We start from the raw sequence: 15,666 nt of genomic DNA, 5'->3' as shown, positions 1-15,666 counted from the left end.
ATGCCTTGCCGGTAAGCTTCCCGCAACGGAAAAGGAGCCTGCCCATGAAAGCCATCGCCGGCGTTGCGCTTAGAAGCCTGAAAAGGCCAGACCTCGTGGAGCATCGCGCGTTGCTGGATGGGCAATGGATAGAACGGCGGAAAACGCTTCTCGTCACCGATCCGGCAAATGGCGAGCCTCTGCTCGATGTTTGCGCCTGCACCGAAGATGACGTCGAGGTTGCCGTGGAAGCAGCTGGCAGGGCGTTTGCGACGTGGCGGGACATGCTGCCGGTCGAACGCGGTGACATTCTGCGGGCATGGGGCCGGCTGCTGCGCGACAACGCCGGCGATCTAGCGGTAATCATCACTGCCGAGCAGGGAAAGCCGCACTCTGAGTCGCTCGGCGAAATTTCCTACGCCGCCGCCTTTCTCGACTGGTTTGCGAGCGAAGGTGAGAGATCCTACGGCGAAACTATTCCGAGCCACCTCAAAGGTGGTAATCTTTCCGTGCGGATGCAGCCGATCGGCGTGACGGTGGCCATCACCCCCTGGAACTTTCCCTCGGCCATGATCGCTCGCAAGGCGGGCGCCGCCCTTGCTACCGGCTGCACGATGATTGTCAAACCCGCGCCGGAAACACCGCTTTCGGCACTGGCCCTGGCGAAGCTCGCGCAGGAAGCGGGCATGCCGGCCGGCGTATTGCAGGTTTTGCCGGGAGAAGCCGCGCCACTTGCGCGCCGCCTGCTGGAGCATACGGAGGTAAGGGCATTTTCCTTCACCGGCTCGACGGAGGTGGGACGGCTCCTCCTCACGCAATCGGCGGCGACTATCAAGAAAGCATCGCTGGAACTTGGCGGCCACGCTCCCTTCATCGTCTTCGCCGATGCGGACCTGTCCCAGACCGTGAAGGGCTGCCTCGCAGCCAAATTCGCCACATCGGGACAGGACTGCCTTGCGGCAAATCGCATCTATGTTCAACGCGGGCTTTATGACCGCTTCATTGAGCGGTTTGCCGACGCGACTTCCAGACTGACCGTTGGCCATGGTCTTGAGCCTGGCATCGACATCGGGCCAATGACACGACCGTCCGTCGCCGAAAAGTGCCGTCAGCAGATCGCGCAGGCGCTTTCTGCCGGCGCACGCCTTGTCTGCGGCGGCCAGGACAGCCCGCTCGGCGGCAATTTCGTCACCCCCACCGTGCTCGCCGATGTGACGGACGAGATGCTGATCGCGCGCGAGGAGACCTTCGGGCCGGTCGCCGCCATCCTGCCCTTTGATGATGAGCGGGAGGTCGTGAGACGCGCCAATGCGACGGAGATGGGCCTTGCTGCCTATCTTTACACCAACGATCTCGGCCGGGCGATGCGCCTGACCGACCAGCTGGAATACGGCATGGTTGCCGTCAACACACCGAAATTTACCGGCGCGCCGATCCCCTTCGGCGGCTGGAAACAATCCGGCCTTGGCCGCGAGGGCTCGCGTCACGGCCTCTTGGAATACCTCGAACCCAAATATGTCTGCTTCGGCAATCTGGCTGCCTGAAAGGAACCCGCCTATGACCATCGACATCAAAAATATCGCGGAAATGGATCGAAATGCGGTTCTGCATCCCTTCACGCAGCTGAAGGACTTCGCCAGCGGCAAGCTAGGGGAACCGACCATCGTTGAAACCGGTAAGGGCATCCGCATTCAGGACGCGCATGGCAAGCAGTTGATCGATGGCTTTGCCGGGCTTTATTGCGTCAATGTCGGCTACGGTCGCACCGAGGTGGCGGAAGCCATTTCCCGTCAGGCTTATCGGCTCGCCTACTATCACTCTTACGCCGCCCACACGACGGACGAACTGGCGATCCTTTCAGACCGGCTGGTGAAGATGGCTCCCGGCAAGATGAGCAAGGTGTTTTACGGCATGTCGGGCTCGGACGCCAACGAGACCCAGGCCAAACTCGTCTGGTATTACAACAACCTGCGCGGCAAGCCGAAGAAGAAGAAGATCATTTCCCGCGAGCGGGGATATCACGGCTGCAGCGTGGTTTCCGGCTCCATGACCGGCATGAGCTTTTATCATGACCACATGGACCTGCCGCGCGCTGGCGTGCTGCATACCGGCGTCCCCCACCATTATTGGGGCGCTGAAGCCGGTGAAACCGAACTGGAATTCTCAAAACGGCGCGCCGACGAACTGGAAGAGCTCATTCTGCGCGAAGGCCCCGACACGATCGGCGCTTTCATTGCCGAACCGGTGCTCGGTACGGGCGGCATCACGCCACCGCCGGAAGGCTACTGGACGGCGATACAGGATGTTCTCAAAAAATATGATGTCCTGTTGATCGCCGACGAGGTCATCACCGGCTTTGGTCGCACGGGCTCCATGTTCGGTTGTCAGCATTACGGCATCGAACCCGATCTCATCACCGTCGCCAAGGGTCTCACCTCGGCCTATTTCCCGCTCTCAGGCGCCATCGTTGGAGAAAAAGTCTACAAGGTGATGGAGGACGGCGCTGACCGCGTCGGCGCCTTCTCCCACGGCTATACTTATTCCGGCCACCCGATCGGCGCGGCTGCAGCAAACGCCGTGCTTGATATCGTGGAAAAGGAAGATCTGCCCGGCAACGCGCGCGCCGTCGGCAGCTATTTTCAGGAGCAGTTGAAGGCCAAGTTCGCCCAACTTCCAATCGTCGGCGAAGTGCGTGGCGTGGGCCTAATGGGCGCCATAGAATTCGTGGCGGATCGTGAAAAGAAGACACGTTTTGCACCGGGTCTTGCGGTTGGCGCACGCGTTTCGAAGGCAGCACGCAATGGTGGCCTCATTGCGCGGGCCATGCCACATGGCGATATTCTGGGCTTCGCACCGCCCCTGGTGACAACAAAGGCGGAGGTGGACGAGATCATCGCCATCGCCGAATCCGCCGTTCGCAGCGTTATGGACGATTTGGTGAGGGCAGGAGAAAAAATCTGACGCAGCATCGGCGTTGAACAGCTGCAACTGCTGCTCATTTCGACGGCAACTGCTGCTCATTTCGACGGCAACTGCGCCTCTTTGCAGCGCAGTTGCCGTCTTCGCTGCATAAGGCTTCATCTTTTCGCCGAACCGTGCATAATGTCATGAAATCCGCTTCGTCTAAAACGAGACAATTTCATGCGCCGCCAAGCCAATTCACCTACCCTCAATCCGGTTTCCGCGACTGCACCGGTGGCGTGGCGGCCCGTTCTCGCCAAGCAGAAGGGCGAAACGAAACATTCGGCACTGACCGAACGCATCATCGCCGATATCGACGCCGGCGTTCTGAAGCCGATGGATCGCATGCCGACCCACCGCGATCTGGCCCGTGAACTCGGGCTGTCTGTCCAGACAGTCAGCCTGTCCTACAAGGAGGCCGAACGGCTGGGTTATCTCAGCGGCGAGATCGGCCGAGGCACCTTCGTGAAGACACGGGTGACGGACCGCGCGGGCCGCATGATGCTCGATCACAGCCCTACCGAGGTACTTGATCTCTCCATTATCAGGGGCGTCTATCTCGACGAGCATGAGAGCGCCTCGCGCGCCATTCTGCGGGAGATGGCAGAGGGGGACAATTCAGGCTTCATGCGCCCGTGCCGCCCCGTCGCGGGCCTCGAGAGCCACCGGGAAACCGCGCGCTCCTGGCTTGGCATGATGGGTGTTAGCGCAGGGGCGGAACGTATCCTCGTCACCAATGGCGCAGCTCACGGTATTTTCCTCGCTCTGAGCTGTATCATTCGCTCGAACGACGTGGTTCTCTGCGAAAGCCTGACGGACCATGGCATTATCGGCCTGTCGAACATCCTCGGCTTCAGCCTCAAGGGCCTGCCCACGGATGAGGAGGGCATATTGCCGGATGCGCTGGAGGCCGCGTGCTCAGCCGGAGGTGTGCGCGCGCTGGTGCTCATTCCCACCCTCAACAATCCCACCGGACATGTATCGGGCCCGGCGCGACGGCAGGCGATCGCCGCTATCGCTGAACGCTATGGCATCTTTGTCATTGAAGACGAAGTCTATCGGCCGATCATCGAGGATGATCTGCCATCCATCACTGAAATGCTGCCTGATCTCGGCTTTTTCGTCACCAGCTTCACGAAAGCGGTCCTGACGGGGCTGCGCGTCGGCTATCTAGTCGTGCCGCCGGCCTACTCCATCCGCGCCGCGTCCATCCTGCGGGTATCGAGCTGGAGCGGAACCTATCTCACGGCCGAGATAGCGACCCGCTGGGTCGAAAACGGCACTGCCTTGCGGCTGCTGGACGTGCAGCGCGCCGAGGCACGGGCGCGGCAGAAAATTGCCTTGGATATCCTAGGCCAGCATATCGCCTCGACCCATCCCCTTTCCTTCTGCGCCTGGCTGAAGGTTCCGACGCGCTGGACGGAGGACGGCCTGGTGCGCGCGCTGACGACCCAGAATGTCGCTGTAACCCCATCGGAACCCTTTATTGCCGGGCCCGGCCATGGCGGCGGCATCCGCATATGCCTCGGCGGCCGCCTCAATCATGCAACTCTTACCAGAGCTTTGACCACAGTGCGGCAGACCTTCGAACAACTGCCGCCCGTCTACGATATCGGCTCGATCGGCTGAGGTCGTCGCCCGAAAATCATTGAATCATTACAATATAATAATTGACATGATTTTACTTCGCTCTCAACATGACAATCATGAAGAGCGAAAACCTGTCCATGTCGGTTTACAAGAACCCGCTGCCGGTCTCACTGGAAGCGATAGAACAGGCTGCGGAGCGGCTCGAGGGAAGAGTTGAGCGAACACCGTTGGTTCGCTCAGACAATCTTTCCGAACGCGTCGGTTATCCCGTTCACCTCAAGCTTGAAACCCTTCAGCCTATCGGCGCTTTCAAGCTGCGCGGTGCGATGAACGCCATACTCTCGCTTGACGATGAGGCACGCAGGCGTGGTCTCGTCACCGCCTCCACTGGCAATCATGGCCGGGCCGTCGCCTATGCAGCAGAGAAACTCGGTATTCCCGCCACGATCTGCATGTCGGCGCTGGTGCCGGCGAACAAGGTTGAGGCGATCCGCGCGCTCGGTGCGGAGGTCCGAATCGTCGGTAGGTCGCAGGATGACGCGCAGGAGGAAGTGGAGCGCCTGACCAGAAGCAGCGGCCTCACCGCTATCCCCCCGTTCGATCATGCCGACATCGTGGCTGGCCAGGGCACGATAGGCCTCGAGGTCGTTAAAGACATGCCCAACCTGGAAACAATTCTCATTCCTCTCTCGGGCGGCGGTCTCGCGGGCGGTATCGCCGTCGCGGTGAAAGCGCTGAAACCGGAGGCGCGGGTCATCGGCATTTCCATGGAGCGGGGTGCGGCCATGCATGCGTCGGTCAAAGCCGGCCGGCCCGTCTCGGTCCGAGAGGAAGAGACGCTGGCAGATTCGCTCGGCGGCGGGATCGGACTGGCAAACCGCGTGACATTTTCCCTTTGCCAGCAACTCCTCGATGAGATCGTGCTGCTCTCCGAAGATGAAATCGCAGACGGTATCCGTCATGCGGCACGCGAAGAGGGGCTGACAGTCGAAGGCGCTGGCGCCGTTGGTTTTGCCGCAATCCTCTCCGGCAAGGTCAAGATCAGCGGCCCAACCGCCATCATCGTATCGGGCGGAAACATCGACCCCGTGCTCCACAAGAGTATCGTCGACGGAGGCGTCGCATGAACCGTATTACCATTCTCACGGAAAAAGACCTGCGCGCCGTCGTGAAGCTCGACCTTTCCGCGGTTGACTGTGTCGAGCAGGGCTTCGCCGCCCTTGCAACGCAAGCTGTTGCCATGCCGCCCATCATGCGGCTCGATGTTCCCGAATTTCGCGGCGAAGTGGATGTGAAGACTGCCTACGTGCCGGGCTTCGACGGTTTTGCCATCAAGGTCAGTCCCGGCTTCTTCGACAATCCAAAGCTTGGTCTGCCGAGCCTCAACGGTCTCATGATCCTTTTCAGTGCAAGGACGGGGCTGGTAGAGGCCCTGCTTCTCGACAACGGTTATCTCACCGATGTGCGCACCGCTGCGGCTGGCGCAGTCGCCGCGCGGCATCTGGCGCGAAAGGACGCGTCCGTCGCGACGATTTTCGGGGCGGGCATGCAGGCGCGTCTGCAGCTCGAGGCTTTGACGCTGGTGCGATCGATCAAATCGGCCCGGATCTGGGCACGAAACCATGACAAGGCTGAAAAGCTCGCAACCGATTTTACCAGAGAGCACGGCATCGACGTTTCCGCCGTGGCTGATCCACAGGCAGCCGTGCGAAACGCTGACATTATCGTCACCACGACACCGGCCGAAAAGCCGATCCTGCTCGCAGACTGGCTGGAAGACGGCCAACATCTGACCGCGATGGGATCGGATGCCGAACACAAGAACGAGATCGATCCGTCCGTCTTCGCCAAGGCGCTCTACGTCGCGGACAGGCTTACGCAGACCCGCATTCTCGGCGAATTGCATCACGCGATTGCCGCCGGTCGCGTCGAACGGGATCAACCTTTCGCCGAGCTTGGGCACGTGATTGCCGGCAAGGCGCGGGGCCGTCTGTCGGCCAACGACATCACCTTTGTCGATCTGACCGGCACCGGCGTGCAGGACACAGCCATCGCCAATCTCGCCTTTGCCCGCGCCAAAGACGCGGACAGCGGCCAAATCATCGAGAACAGCGTAACAATGGGAGACGCAGCGTGAGCGTATCGCTGAACTTTACGCGCGAGGAATATGCCGCGCGCCTGTCTAAAACCCGCAAGGCCATGGAAAAGGCCGGTATTGACCTGCTTGTGGTCACTGATCCATCCAATATGCATTGGCTGACAGGTTACGATGGCTGGTCCTTCTATGTCCATCAGTGTGTGCTCGTGCCGCCGGAAGGCGAACCAATCTGGTACGGCCGCAAACAGGATGCGAATGGAGCCAAGCGCACGGCATACCTCGGCCACGACAATATCATCGGCTACCCCGATCACTACGTTCAGTCGACCGAACGGCACCCGATGGACCTGTTGTCGCAGATCATCGAGGAACGGGGCTGGTCCGGCCTGACGGTCGGCGTCGAAATGGACAATTATTATTTCTCGGCAGCAGCCTTCGCATCGCTGAACAAACATCTGCCAAACGCACGTTTCAAGGATGCCGCCGGCCTCGTGAACTGGCAGCGTGCTGTCAAAAGCCCGACCGAACTCGACTATATGCGCAAGGCCGGCAAGATCGTGGAACTGATGCACAAGCGTATCGTCGACGTCATTGAACCAGGCATGCGCAAGTGCGATCTCGTGGCTGAAATATACGATGCCGGCATTCGTGGCACCGCCGAATTCGGCGGCGATTACCCCGCCATCGTGCCGCTCCTTCCTTCCGGTGCCGACGCCTCCGCGCCGCACCTGACGTGGGACGACAAGCCGATGCGCTCAGGCGAAGGCACCTTCTTCGAAATCGCCGGTGCTTACAGGCGGTATCATTGCCCGCTGTCGCGCACTGTCTTTCTCGGCAAGCCGACACAGGCATTCCTCGATGCGGAAAAAGCGACGCTCGAGGGCATGGAGGCCGGTCTTTCCGCAGCCAAGCCCGGCAATACCTGCGAAGACATCGCCAATGCCTTTTTTGCCGTGTTGAAAAAATACGGGATCATCAAGGACAACCGCACCGGCTATCCGATCGGACTTTCTTATCCGCCAGATTGGGGCGAGCGCACCATGAGCCTTCGCCCCGGCGACCGCACGGAGCTGAAACCCGGCATGACGTTCCATTTCATGACCGGCCTTTGGCTGGAAGACATGGGGCTCGAGATCACCGAAAGCATCGCCATCACCGAAACCGGTGTCGAGTGCCTTTCCAATGTGCCGCGGCAACTCTTCGTGAAAGGCTGAGGATGATGTTGAAGACCGCGCTTCGCCCCTCCCCGATCACGCCCTCCGTCGATTTCGATGGCAAGGGCGTGCAACACGGTCATCTGCGGCTGCCCTACAGCCGCGATGACAGTGCCTGGGGCTCGGTGATGATCCCGATCTGCGTTATCGCCAATGGCGAGGGGCCGACCGCCCTTTTGACCGGCGCCAATCATGGTGACGAATATGAAGGGCCGGCCGCGCTTTTCGAACTCGCCCAGACACTCGACCCAGCCGAGGTGAAAGGCCGCATCATCATCGTCCCAGCGCTCAACTACCCGGCCTTCCGTGTCGGAACGCGCACCTCGCCCATCGATCGGGGAAACCTCAACCGCAGCTTTCCCGGCCGCCCTGATGGTACCGTGACGGAGAAGATCGCCGACTACGTCACCCGTCATTTGATACCGCTCGCGGATATCGTTCTCGATTTCCATTCCGGCGGCAGGACGCTTGATTTCCTGCCCTATGCAGCGGCGCACGAGTTGCCCGACAAAACTCAGGAAAGCCGTTGTTTTGATGCGGTAGCCGCTTTTGCCGCCCCTTACTCGATGAAGATGCTGGAAATCGACGCCGTCGGCATGCTGGACACGACCGTCGAGGAGATGGGAAAGGTCTTTGTCACCACGGAACTCGGCGGGGCCGGCACGGCAAGCGCGAAATCGATCGATATCGCCCGGAAAGGCATCGTCAATCTGCTGCGCCACGCTGGCATATTGGCCGGTTCGCCCGTTCCCGCGCCAAGCCGTTGGCTGGATATGCCCTCCAGTGACTGCTTCACCTTTGCTGAAGACGACGGTCTCGTTGTCTTCGTCCGCGATCTGGGAGACGCGGTCACGGCAGGTGAAACAATTGCCCGGGTTTACCCTATCGGCAAAACCGGCCTTGCGCCTGTCGATTACCGCGCCTCCATCAGTGGCCTGCTCGCTGCACGCCACGTTCCAGGCCTTATCAAGGCCGGAGACTGCCTTTCCGTCATCGCCACGGTCACGGAGAATCCCTAGCCAGAAGAAACACCGTGAGATCCGAAAACGGACCACGCAACCCAACCAGAGGAGTAAGAACATGCGTATGACAAGACTTGCCGGCCTTTCCGCCCTCGCCCTTACCATCGGCGCGACGTCAGCCAGTGCGCTGACCGTCGAAGAAGTCAAAAGCCAGGGCTATATCCGGGCCGCCACGGCCAATGAGGTACCCTATTCCTACATGCAGCCGGATGGCACCTCCGCCGGTATCGGCCCGGATGTGGCCAATGCGGTCCTGAAATCGATGGGCATCGAAGAGGTCAACTGGACAGTGACGCCCTTTGGCACGCTGATCCCCGGCCTCAAGGCCCGTCGCTTCGATTTTGCGGCCGCGGAACAGAACATCTCACCCGAGCGCTGCAAGCAGGTTGCCTTTACCGAACCGAATTCGTCCTATGGCGAAGGCCTGCTGGTGAAGAAGGGCAACCCGAAAAAGCTGACCACCTATGCCGACATCGCCAAGGACCCTTCGTTGAAGGTGGCCGTCGTGTCGGGCGCGAACAATGTCGACTTCCTGCGCGCCGTCGGCGTCAAGGAAGAGCAGATCGTCTTCATCCCCGCCAATGCCGATGCCATTCCCACCGTCCAGAGCCGCGCCGACGCCTATGCGGCCACGGAGCTGACGGTTTCGGAACTCGCCAAGGGTCAGGCCAATGTCGAACAGGTCGAGCCTTTCACCGATCCGGTCGTGAAGGATGCGCCGGTGCGCAATTACGGCGGATTCGCTTTCCGCCCGGAAGACAAGGAGCTGCGTGACGCCTTCAACGCCGCCCTCGTCGAATTCCGCAAGACGGACGACTACAAGAAAATCCTCGCCAAATACGGCCTCTCCGAACAGAGTATCGCGGCAGCGGCCGAAAAGAAGGTCGCCGATCTCTGCGCCGGCAAATAATGCCAGCCGGCGCCTGGGCATAACCGGGCGCCGTTCCTCGGGAATTCGGGAAAACTCCAGATGGACATGACTGCCTATCTGCCGATGTTGTGGCAAGGCGCCGTCGTCACCATGACGATTACGCTCGCAGCCCTTGTCGTCGGCACGGTGCTCGCTTTTTTCTTCGGGATTCTGCGCGTCGAGGGCGGCCCGATCCTGTCGGCAATCGCGCTCTGTTATACGGAAGTGTTCCGCGGCACCTCGCTGCTGGTTCAGCTCTTCTGGTTTTATTATGCCCTGCCGCTGGTCGGGTTGAGCTTCGATCCGATCACGACGGGGGTTTTGGTCCTTGCCGCCCACGCCGGAGGTTACGGGGCAGAAATCGTTCGTGGCGCGCTGTCTTCCGTCTCGGTGCAGCAGCTGGAAGCCGCACGCGCACTGAACTTCACGCGGATGCAGACACTGTTTCGCATTTCGCTGCCGCAGGCGGTCGTGGAAATGATGCCGGCTTTCGGAAATCTCGCCATTGAAACGCTGAAGCTTTCTTCGCTCGTCTCCCTAATCTCGATTGCCGACCTCACCTTCGCGGCGCAGTCGATCCGCAACCTGACGCTCGATAGCGCCAGCATCTATTCGGTCACGCTGCTTTGTTATTTCGCGATGTCGTTGATCCTGATGGTGGTCATTCGGGTGATCGAACGCTTCGTGCGCCGTGGCAACGTCTTCCCGCGCACGCGCCATTCGTAAGGATATCTTCTCATGATGTATGGTTACGATTGGGACACGACCACCTGGCTCACCTACACCACCTCGATCCTGCCCATCATTCTGATCGGGCTTACGGTGACGCTGAAAGCCGCCGCCGCCGGTTTTGCCATTGCGCTGGTTCTGGGGCTGGTCTTTGCACTGCTGCGCCGCAGCCGGGTGAAGATGATCGCCTGGCCGACCGCGCTTGTGGTTGAATTCCTGCGCGATACGCCGCTTCTGGTGCAGCTGTTCTTTCTCTATTACGTGCTTCCGGATTTCGGCATTGTCCTGCCGGCGTTTCTGACTGGCGCGCTGGCGCTCGGCCTGCAATATGCCGCCTATACGTCCGAGGTCTATCGCGGCGGCATTGAGGCGGTGCATCACGGGCAATGGGAGGCAGCGACGGCGCTTAATCTCACACGCATGCAGACCTACAGGGATATCATCATCCCGCAGGCCATTCCGCGCATCGTTCCGGCCATGGGCAACTATCTGGTTGCCATGATCAAGGAGACGCCTGTGCTTTCAGTCGTGACGGTTCTTGAAATGATGGGGCTTGCCAACATGATCGGCGAGCGAACTTTCGAATATCTGGTACCGCTGACGCTTGTCGGCCTGATCTTCCTCCTTCTGACCATAATCTGCTCGGCAGGCCTCAGCCGCCTGCAAAGGGCGCTTCCAAAAGCAGGAATACCCTTGCGATGACCAATCACATCAATCAGCCACTGATCGAATTTTCCGACGTCACGAAACGCTTCGGCATTCTGACGGTGCTCGATCAGTTTAATTTCAACGTCGCGAAGGGCGAGAAGGTCACCCTCATAGGTCCCTCCGGCTCCGGCAAGTCAACGGTTCTGCGCATTCTCATGACGCTGGAACCATTCCAGGAGGGAAAGCTGACCCTTGCCGACCTGTCCTACCATGAGCCGGGAGGCAAAGGACCTTTCAAAGCCTCTGAAAAGCATCTTCGCCAGATCAGGAACCATGTCGGCATGGTTTTCCAGAGCTTCAATCTCTTCCCTCATATGACCGTGCTGCGCAACATCGTGGAAGCGCCGGTGCGGGTTCTCGGCATCAGCCGGGGAGAGGCCGAGGCGCGTGCGCTCGAACTGTTGAAGATGGTCGGACTTGCGGACAAGAAAGATCATTATCCCGTACAGCTTTCTGGTGGCCAACAGCAGCGTGTCGCCATTGCCCGCTCGCTTGCGATGCGCCCGCGTGTCCTGCTTTTTGACGAGCCCACTTCGGCGCTTGACCCGCAGCTGGTCGGCGAGGTGCTGTCCGTTATCCGCGACCTTGCCCATGAGCATGATCTGACCATGCTCCTCGTCACCCACGAAATGCGGTTCGCCCGCGAAGTCTCGGACCGCGTCTGTTTCTTCGACAAGGGCCGTATCTGTGAACAGGGAAAACCGGACGAAATCTTCGGCCAGCCTCGGGAAGAACGGACACGCGAGTTTCTTTCGTCCGTCCTGCGGTGAATGCAACAGGCGCCGTCGCCAGAAATTTCAATCCGGTCGGATGGAAAGAACCTTACCGTCGCGGCTCAACACCATTGACCTGCCTGCCTCTGGTGCTGTGAGACCAGCAGACGGCCTCAGCCACCAGGCACCAGGATACTCCCCTCGGATTTGCCGGGAATTGAGGTTGATCTCGGTGCCGGGCGGGAAGCGATCCATGCCGACGCTCTTCTCTTCCGACAGCTTGGCACTGCGAATTTCGTAAAGCTTGCGTCCTTCATCAAATGCTAACGTGACATCTTCAAGGGCAAAATCGTCGATGTGGACAACCTGCCCTTCCGGCGTATCAACAACCCACCTGTCTCGATCGACAAAACCGTCGATATAGACGTTGCCGGTGGATGAACGGACGGACGTGCCCTTTGGCAAGCGGATACCATCGATGACATTGCCATCGGCAAGAACACATCTCGTGAAAGCGGAAATGTCGCCATCTGGTTTGAGGTCGAACTCCACTGGCTGCGTCGCGTCACAGCGCCATGCGCTCTGGATGGCCACGCCATTACCGGTTACCCGCATGCTCTCTGGTGCAAAGCCAACCGTCTCGTAATTCTCATTGGTCTTGATCGCAATGTAGCGGGCAATATCGAGAGCATCGACATCGGCGATCCGCACCGGATGCGGAAACACGGCCTGGCTGAAGGCCTCCCTGTTATCCGCAATGGCAAGTTCCAGTTTCGTGCCTTTGGGCATATCGATCTGGCCAAGCCGTGCGGGCGCCGAAAGCTCCGGCCGATAGCTTGCCCTCCTCTCGTTTTCATAGGCATTCATCTGGAGGTAAAAATCGCCGATCTGCCACAGGGTGAATAGGGCGACAGCGGTTACCAGCCCATAGGGCAGGACCATCGGGCGCTTCCAGCGTCCTGCCGCATATCGAACAAGAAGACTTAAGGTCCAGACGACCCAGCCGCAGGTCGTGACGAGAAGGAAGGCGAGGAGAAGCAGCGCTTCTACAGATGGGAGTGCGACAGGGATCATAAAAACCAGCGGCCTTTGGCGGATCGTCCTGATCCTGAAGAGACGCTGGAGCTTTAGCCCCAAGCGATCGTCTGTTCAACTCGCCAATGACGGCTGGGGCGGCAATCCGCCCATAGCGATGACTGTTTGGGCCGGGCGACCGCAGATGCGACCGCCCGGGCAGCATATTATCGCAAATCAGCCACCAAGGACGAAGCGGGAGAACGCCAGCGAATTGCGGGCATCCTCGTCCATTTTCGCGATGTCGGCGCCTTCACTGAGGTCACGCCAGACCTTGATATCCGACCCGATGGTGCCTCCGGTCTTGACGAAAGGCTCCATGACGACCGCTCCGCTGTAATTGATCTCGCGGAGAGCCTGACCGATTTCATGCCACGGCATCCTGCCCTTGCCGGGAACGCGGCGATTGCTTTCGCCCGTGTGGAAATGGCCTAGCAACGGCCCAGCCGTCCGGATGGCCTCGCCAAAACTGTCTTCCTCGATATTCATGTGGAACGTATCCAGCATGACTTTCACATTGTTCTTGCCGACATCCTTCACGAAAGCGACGCCTTCGGCCGCAGTGTTAAGAACATGGTTTTCAAACCTGTTCAAAACCTCAATGCACAGGTTGATACCGAGATCGTTGGCGAAATCGGCAATGCCGTTGATGCCTTCGACGCCGCGCGCATAGTCGCCTGCCTTGTCGACCGGCTGCGAATAATCGATAGGCCAATAGGAGTGCAATGCCCCGCCAATGGTGCGGATATCGAGCTTGGCGACATTGGAAAGGGTTCGTTCAAAGAATGCCTTGCCGGCAGCACGCACCGAAGCATCCTCTGACGAAAGGTTCTTCGTTTTCGACGGGCCGATGCCGGCTGTGAGCATGATGCCGTTATCCCTGGCGCTCTGCCTGATGGTCGCGAGTTCGGCGTCGCTATATTCATTGATGTGGTGGGCGGCGACTTCGATGATGTCGAAACCGAGCTTGGCGACCTTTTCGATATAGGGGCCAAACTTGGCGCTCCACTCATGTTCCCAGTAAGAATAATAGATGCCGTGTTTCATGGTGTCTCTTTCGCTTTTCTGTTTCGCTTGACTTTGAATGGGGAGGCGCCGTCATTCAGGCGGGCTCAGGACGCCGCACTTTTCCCCGGATTTCTGATGCGAATATCCGGCTCTGCGCTTGTGGACGTGATGAAGCGGCCATTGGGAAGATCGTTCTCCTCCACCTTGCGGTTGATCTCCTCCTCGCCGAGACCGAAACCAAGCCATCGGTCCCGCAGCCGCGCACGCAGATCGTCCTCCTCGACATCGACGAAGACAGTGAGATCGAAGATCGGTTTCAGACGATCCCAAGGCGTTTCTCTGGCGAGGAGATAATTGCCCTCGCAGACGATGATATCGACGGATTGAGGGATCAGCCGGCCGCCGGCGCGGGCAATCTCGATGGCGCGATCAAAGACCGGCACGGCAACGACATCGTCCTCATTGGCTTTCAGACGCTCAAGCATATGGCGCAGGCCGTGGGCGTCAAAGGTATCGATAGCGCCCTTGAAGGCGCGGCGGTTCATCGCCTCAAGCACGGCATCGTCATAATGAAAGCCATCCATCGGAAACAGCGCAGCGGACACACTGTTGCCCGCGTTCAGGGCATCGACCACACGTTCGGCGATGGTTGATTTTCCCGATCCGGGGGCGCCCGTAATGGCAATCATCACGCGCCGGCCATTCGAGCCGGCGAACCGTTTCAGCGCGAGGCCTGCAATTTCACCGGCATTATCGTCAATTTTACCCAAGGTGCCCCTCGCCTCGAAAAATGGTTATCGCCACCCGCTACTCGAAAATCCGGTACTGATTTGCCTTGTCGCGTAGAAAGGCCAGTCCCTTTGCGAGGGACTCTTCGGCGCTGGCCGCGACGGGCCGCCACGTCGAAATCGCGCCCGCCATCTCTTCCGGCATCGCGGCAAAGCCCTCAAGGGCAAGGACGCCACTGAACCTTATGGCCGCGAGCGCCGAAAACACCTCGTCCCAGGCAACGTTGCCGAAGCCCGGAGTGCCGCGATCACTTTCCGACATATGCATGTATTTCAGGTGATTGCGGGCGGCGATGATGCCATTGGCGATGCCCTTTTCCTCCATATTCATATGGAAGGTATCGAGATGGATGAAGACGTTGTCGGCACCGATCCGTTCCACCAGCGCCACCGCCTGTTCGGCGGAGTTGAGCAGATGGCTCTCGTAGCGATTGACGGTCTCGATGCCGAATTGCAGGCCGAGCGCTTTTGCGTGGGTGGCGGCCGCGGAGAGCGCCCTCGTCAGATTGTCATATTCGCCCTGCGTCGGCGGAAATCCGGTTCGCTCATTGGTGCCGCCATAGGTGACACCCGTCAGCGCTTTCGCCCCCATGGCGGCAGCCTTGTCGAGTGCGGCCTTGAGATGTTCGACGGCGGCTTGCGGACGGACGGACGCCCAGGCCGGCTCTGGAAGCACAAGCGAACAGACCGCGCTGAGATCATGCCGTTCCAGCAAGCTGCGCGTGTGTTCCGCATCGACGGAGGCAATATCGACAAGCGGGATTTCGATGAAATCCTGACCATAAGCAGCGGCACCGGCTATGGCGTGGGCGGCATTTTCGTGGTCCCATTTCAAAGACCACATCATTGCGTGAACACCGAGGCCTTTCACG

At 59.6% G+C, this 15,666-nt stretch carries 15 protein-coding genes; 11 read left to right on the top strand and 4 right to left on the bottom strand.

Annotation, left to right across the window (positions count from 1 at the left end; genetic code table 11):
• Window positions 1-44 precede the first annotated feature (44 nt).
• The 11 genes from AT6N2_RS23355 to ehuA all read left to right on the top strand — a co-directional run bounded on the left by AT6N2_RS23355 (window position 45) and on the right by ehuA (window position 11,981).
• Window positions 45-1,523, top strand: coding sequence for an NAD-dependent succinate-semialdehyde dehydrogenase (locus tag AT6N2_RS23355; RefSeq protein ID WP_209091688.1), 1,479 nt, complete (start codon window positions 45-47; stop codon window positions 1,521-1,523).
• Between the two features lie 13 nt (window positions 1,524-1,536).
• Window positions 1,537-2,940: an aspartate aminotransferase family protein gene (locus AT6N2_RS23350; RefSeq protein ID WP_209091687.1), complete on the top strand. Its 1,404-nt coding sequence runs from the start codon at window positions 1,537-1,539 to the stop codon at window positions 2,938-2,940.
• A gap of 180 nt (window positions 2,941-3,120) precedes the next feature.
• Window positions 3,121-4,569, top strand: a complete 1,449-nt coding sequence (locus AT6N2_RS23345; protein WP_209091685.1) for a PLP-dependent aminotransferase family protein — start codon at window positions 3,121-3,123, stop codon at window positions 4,567-4,569.
• A 68-nt stretch (window positions 4,570-4,637) separates the two neighbouring features.
• Window positions 4,638-5,657, top strand: coding sequence for a hydroxyectoine utilization dehydratase EutB (gene eutB, locus AT6N2_RS23340; RefSeq protein ID WP_209091683.1), 1,020 nt, complete (start codon window positions 4,638-4,640; stop codon window positions 5,655-5,657).
• Window positions 5,654-6,667: an ectoine utilization protein EutC gene (eutC, locus tag AT6N2_RS23335; protein WP_209091681.1), complete on the top strand. Its 1,014-nt coding sequence runs from the start codon at window positions 5,654-5,656 to the stop codon at window positions 6,665-6,667. The genes eutB and eutC overlap by 4 nt, the downstream gene beginning before the upstream one ends.
• A complete protein-coding gene (doeA, locus tag AT6N2_RS23330; RefSeq protein ID WP_209091679.1) occupies window positions 6,664-7,842 on the top strand; it encodes an ectoine hydrolase DoeA in 1,179 nt (392 codons plus the stop codon). Before eutC ends, doeA begins: the two co-directional genes overlap by 4 nt.
• A 5-nt stretch (window positions 7,843-7,847) precedes the next feature.
• Complete coding sequence (gene doeB, locus AT6N2_RS23325) at window positions 7,848-8,861, top strand: N(2)-acetyl-L-2,4-diaminobutanoate deacetylase DoeB (protein ID WP_209091974.1); 1,014 nt, start codon at window positions 7,848-7,850, stop codon at window positions 8,859-8,861.
• A gap of 61 nt (window positions 8,862-8,922) precedes the next feature.
• Window positions 8,923-9,774, top strand: a complete 852-nt coding sequence (gene ehuB, locus AT6N2_RS23320) for an ectoine/hydroxyectoine ABC transporter substrate-binding protein EhuB (protein ID WP_063951729.1) — start codon at window positions 8,923-8,925, stop codon at window positions 9,772-9,774.
• A gap of 60 nt (window positions 9,775-9,834) precedes the next feature.
• On the top strand, window positions 9,835-10,500 hold the full coding sequence (ehuC, locus tag AT6N2_RS23315) for an ectoine/hydroxyectoine ABC transporter permease subunit EhuC (RefSeq protein WP_110758813.1): 666 nt from the start codon (window positions 9,835-9,837) through the stop codon (window positions 10,498-10,500).
• Between the two features lie 12 nt (window positions 10,501-10,512).
• Complete coding sequence (gene ehuD / locus AT6N2_RS23310; protein WP_209091677.1) at window positions 10,513-11,205, top strand: ectoine/hydroxyectoine ABC transporter permease subunit EhuD; 693 nt, start codon at window positions 10,513-10,515, stop codon at window positions 11,203-11,205.
• Window positions 11,202-11,981: an ectoine/hydroxyectoine ABC transporter ATP-binding protein EhuA gene (gene ehuA / locus AT6N2_RS23305; protein ID WP_209091676.1), complete on the top strand. Its 780-nt coding sequence runs from the start codon at window positions 11,202-11,204 to the stop codon at window positions 11,979-11,981. The genes ehuD and ehuA overlap by 4 nt, the downstream gene beginning before the upstream one ends.
• Before the next feature lie 27 nt (window positions 11,982-12,008).
• Here ehuA and AT6N2_RS23300 read toward each other — a convergent pair whose 3' ends face one another.
• The 4 genes from AT6N2_RS23300 to AT6N2_RS23285 form a co-directional block, all read right to left on the bottom strand.
• Window positions 12,009-12,998: a hypothetical protein gene (locus tag AT6N2_RS23300; protein ID WP_209091675.1), complete on the bottom strand. Its 990-nt coding sequence runs from the start codon at window positions 12,996-12,998 to the stop codon at window positions 12,009-12,011.
• A gap of 177 nt (window positions 12,999-13,175) precedes the next feature.
• Window positions 13,176-14,045: a sugar phosphate isomerase/epimerase family protein gene (locus AT6N2_RS23295; RefSeq protein WP_144578693.1), complete on the bottom strand. Its 870-nt coding sequence runs from the start codon at window positions 14,043-14,045 to the stop codon at window positions 13,176-13,178.
• Window positions 14,046-14,110: 65 nt separating this feature from the next.
• Window positions 14,111-14,776 (bottom strand): nucleoside triphosphate hydrolase, encoded by a 666-nt coding sequence (locus AT6N2_RS23290; protein ID WP_209091674.1) that lies wholly within the window; start codon window positions 14,774-14,776, stop codon window positions 14,111-14,113.
• Window positions 14,777-14,813: 37 nt separating this feature from the next.
• On the bottom strand, window positions 14,814-15,665 hold the full coding sequence (locus AT6N2_RS23285; protein ID WP_209091673.1) for a sugar phosphate isomerase/epimerase family protein: 852 nt from the start codon (window positions 15,663-15,665) through the stop codon (window positions 14,814-14,816).
• Window position 15,666 lies beyond the last annotated feature (1 nt).

The organism is Agrobacterium tumefaciens (genome assembly GCF_017726655.1).
GTDB lineage: Bacteria > Pseudomonadota > Alphaproteobacteria > Rhizobiales > Rhizobiaceae > Agrobacterium > Agrobacterium tumefaciens_B.
Note: the sequence above shows the minus strand (reverse complement) of the source record. Positions and strands in the feature narration are given on the sequence as shown.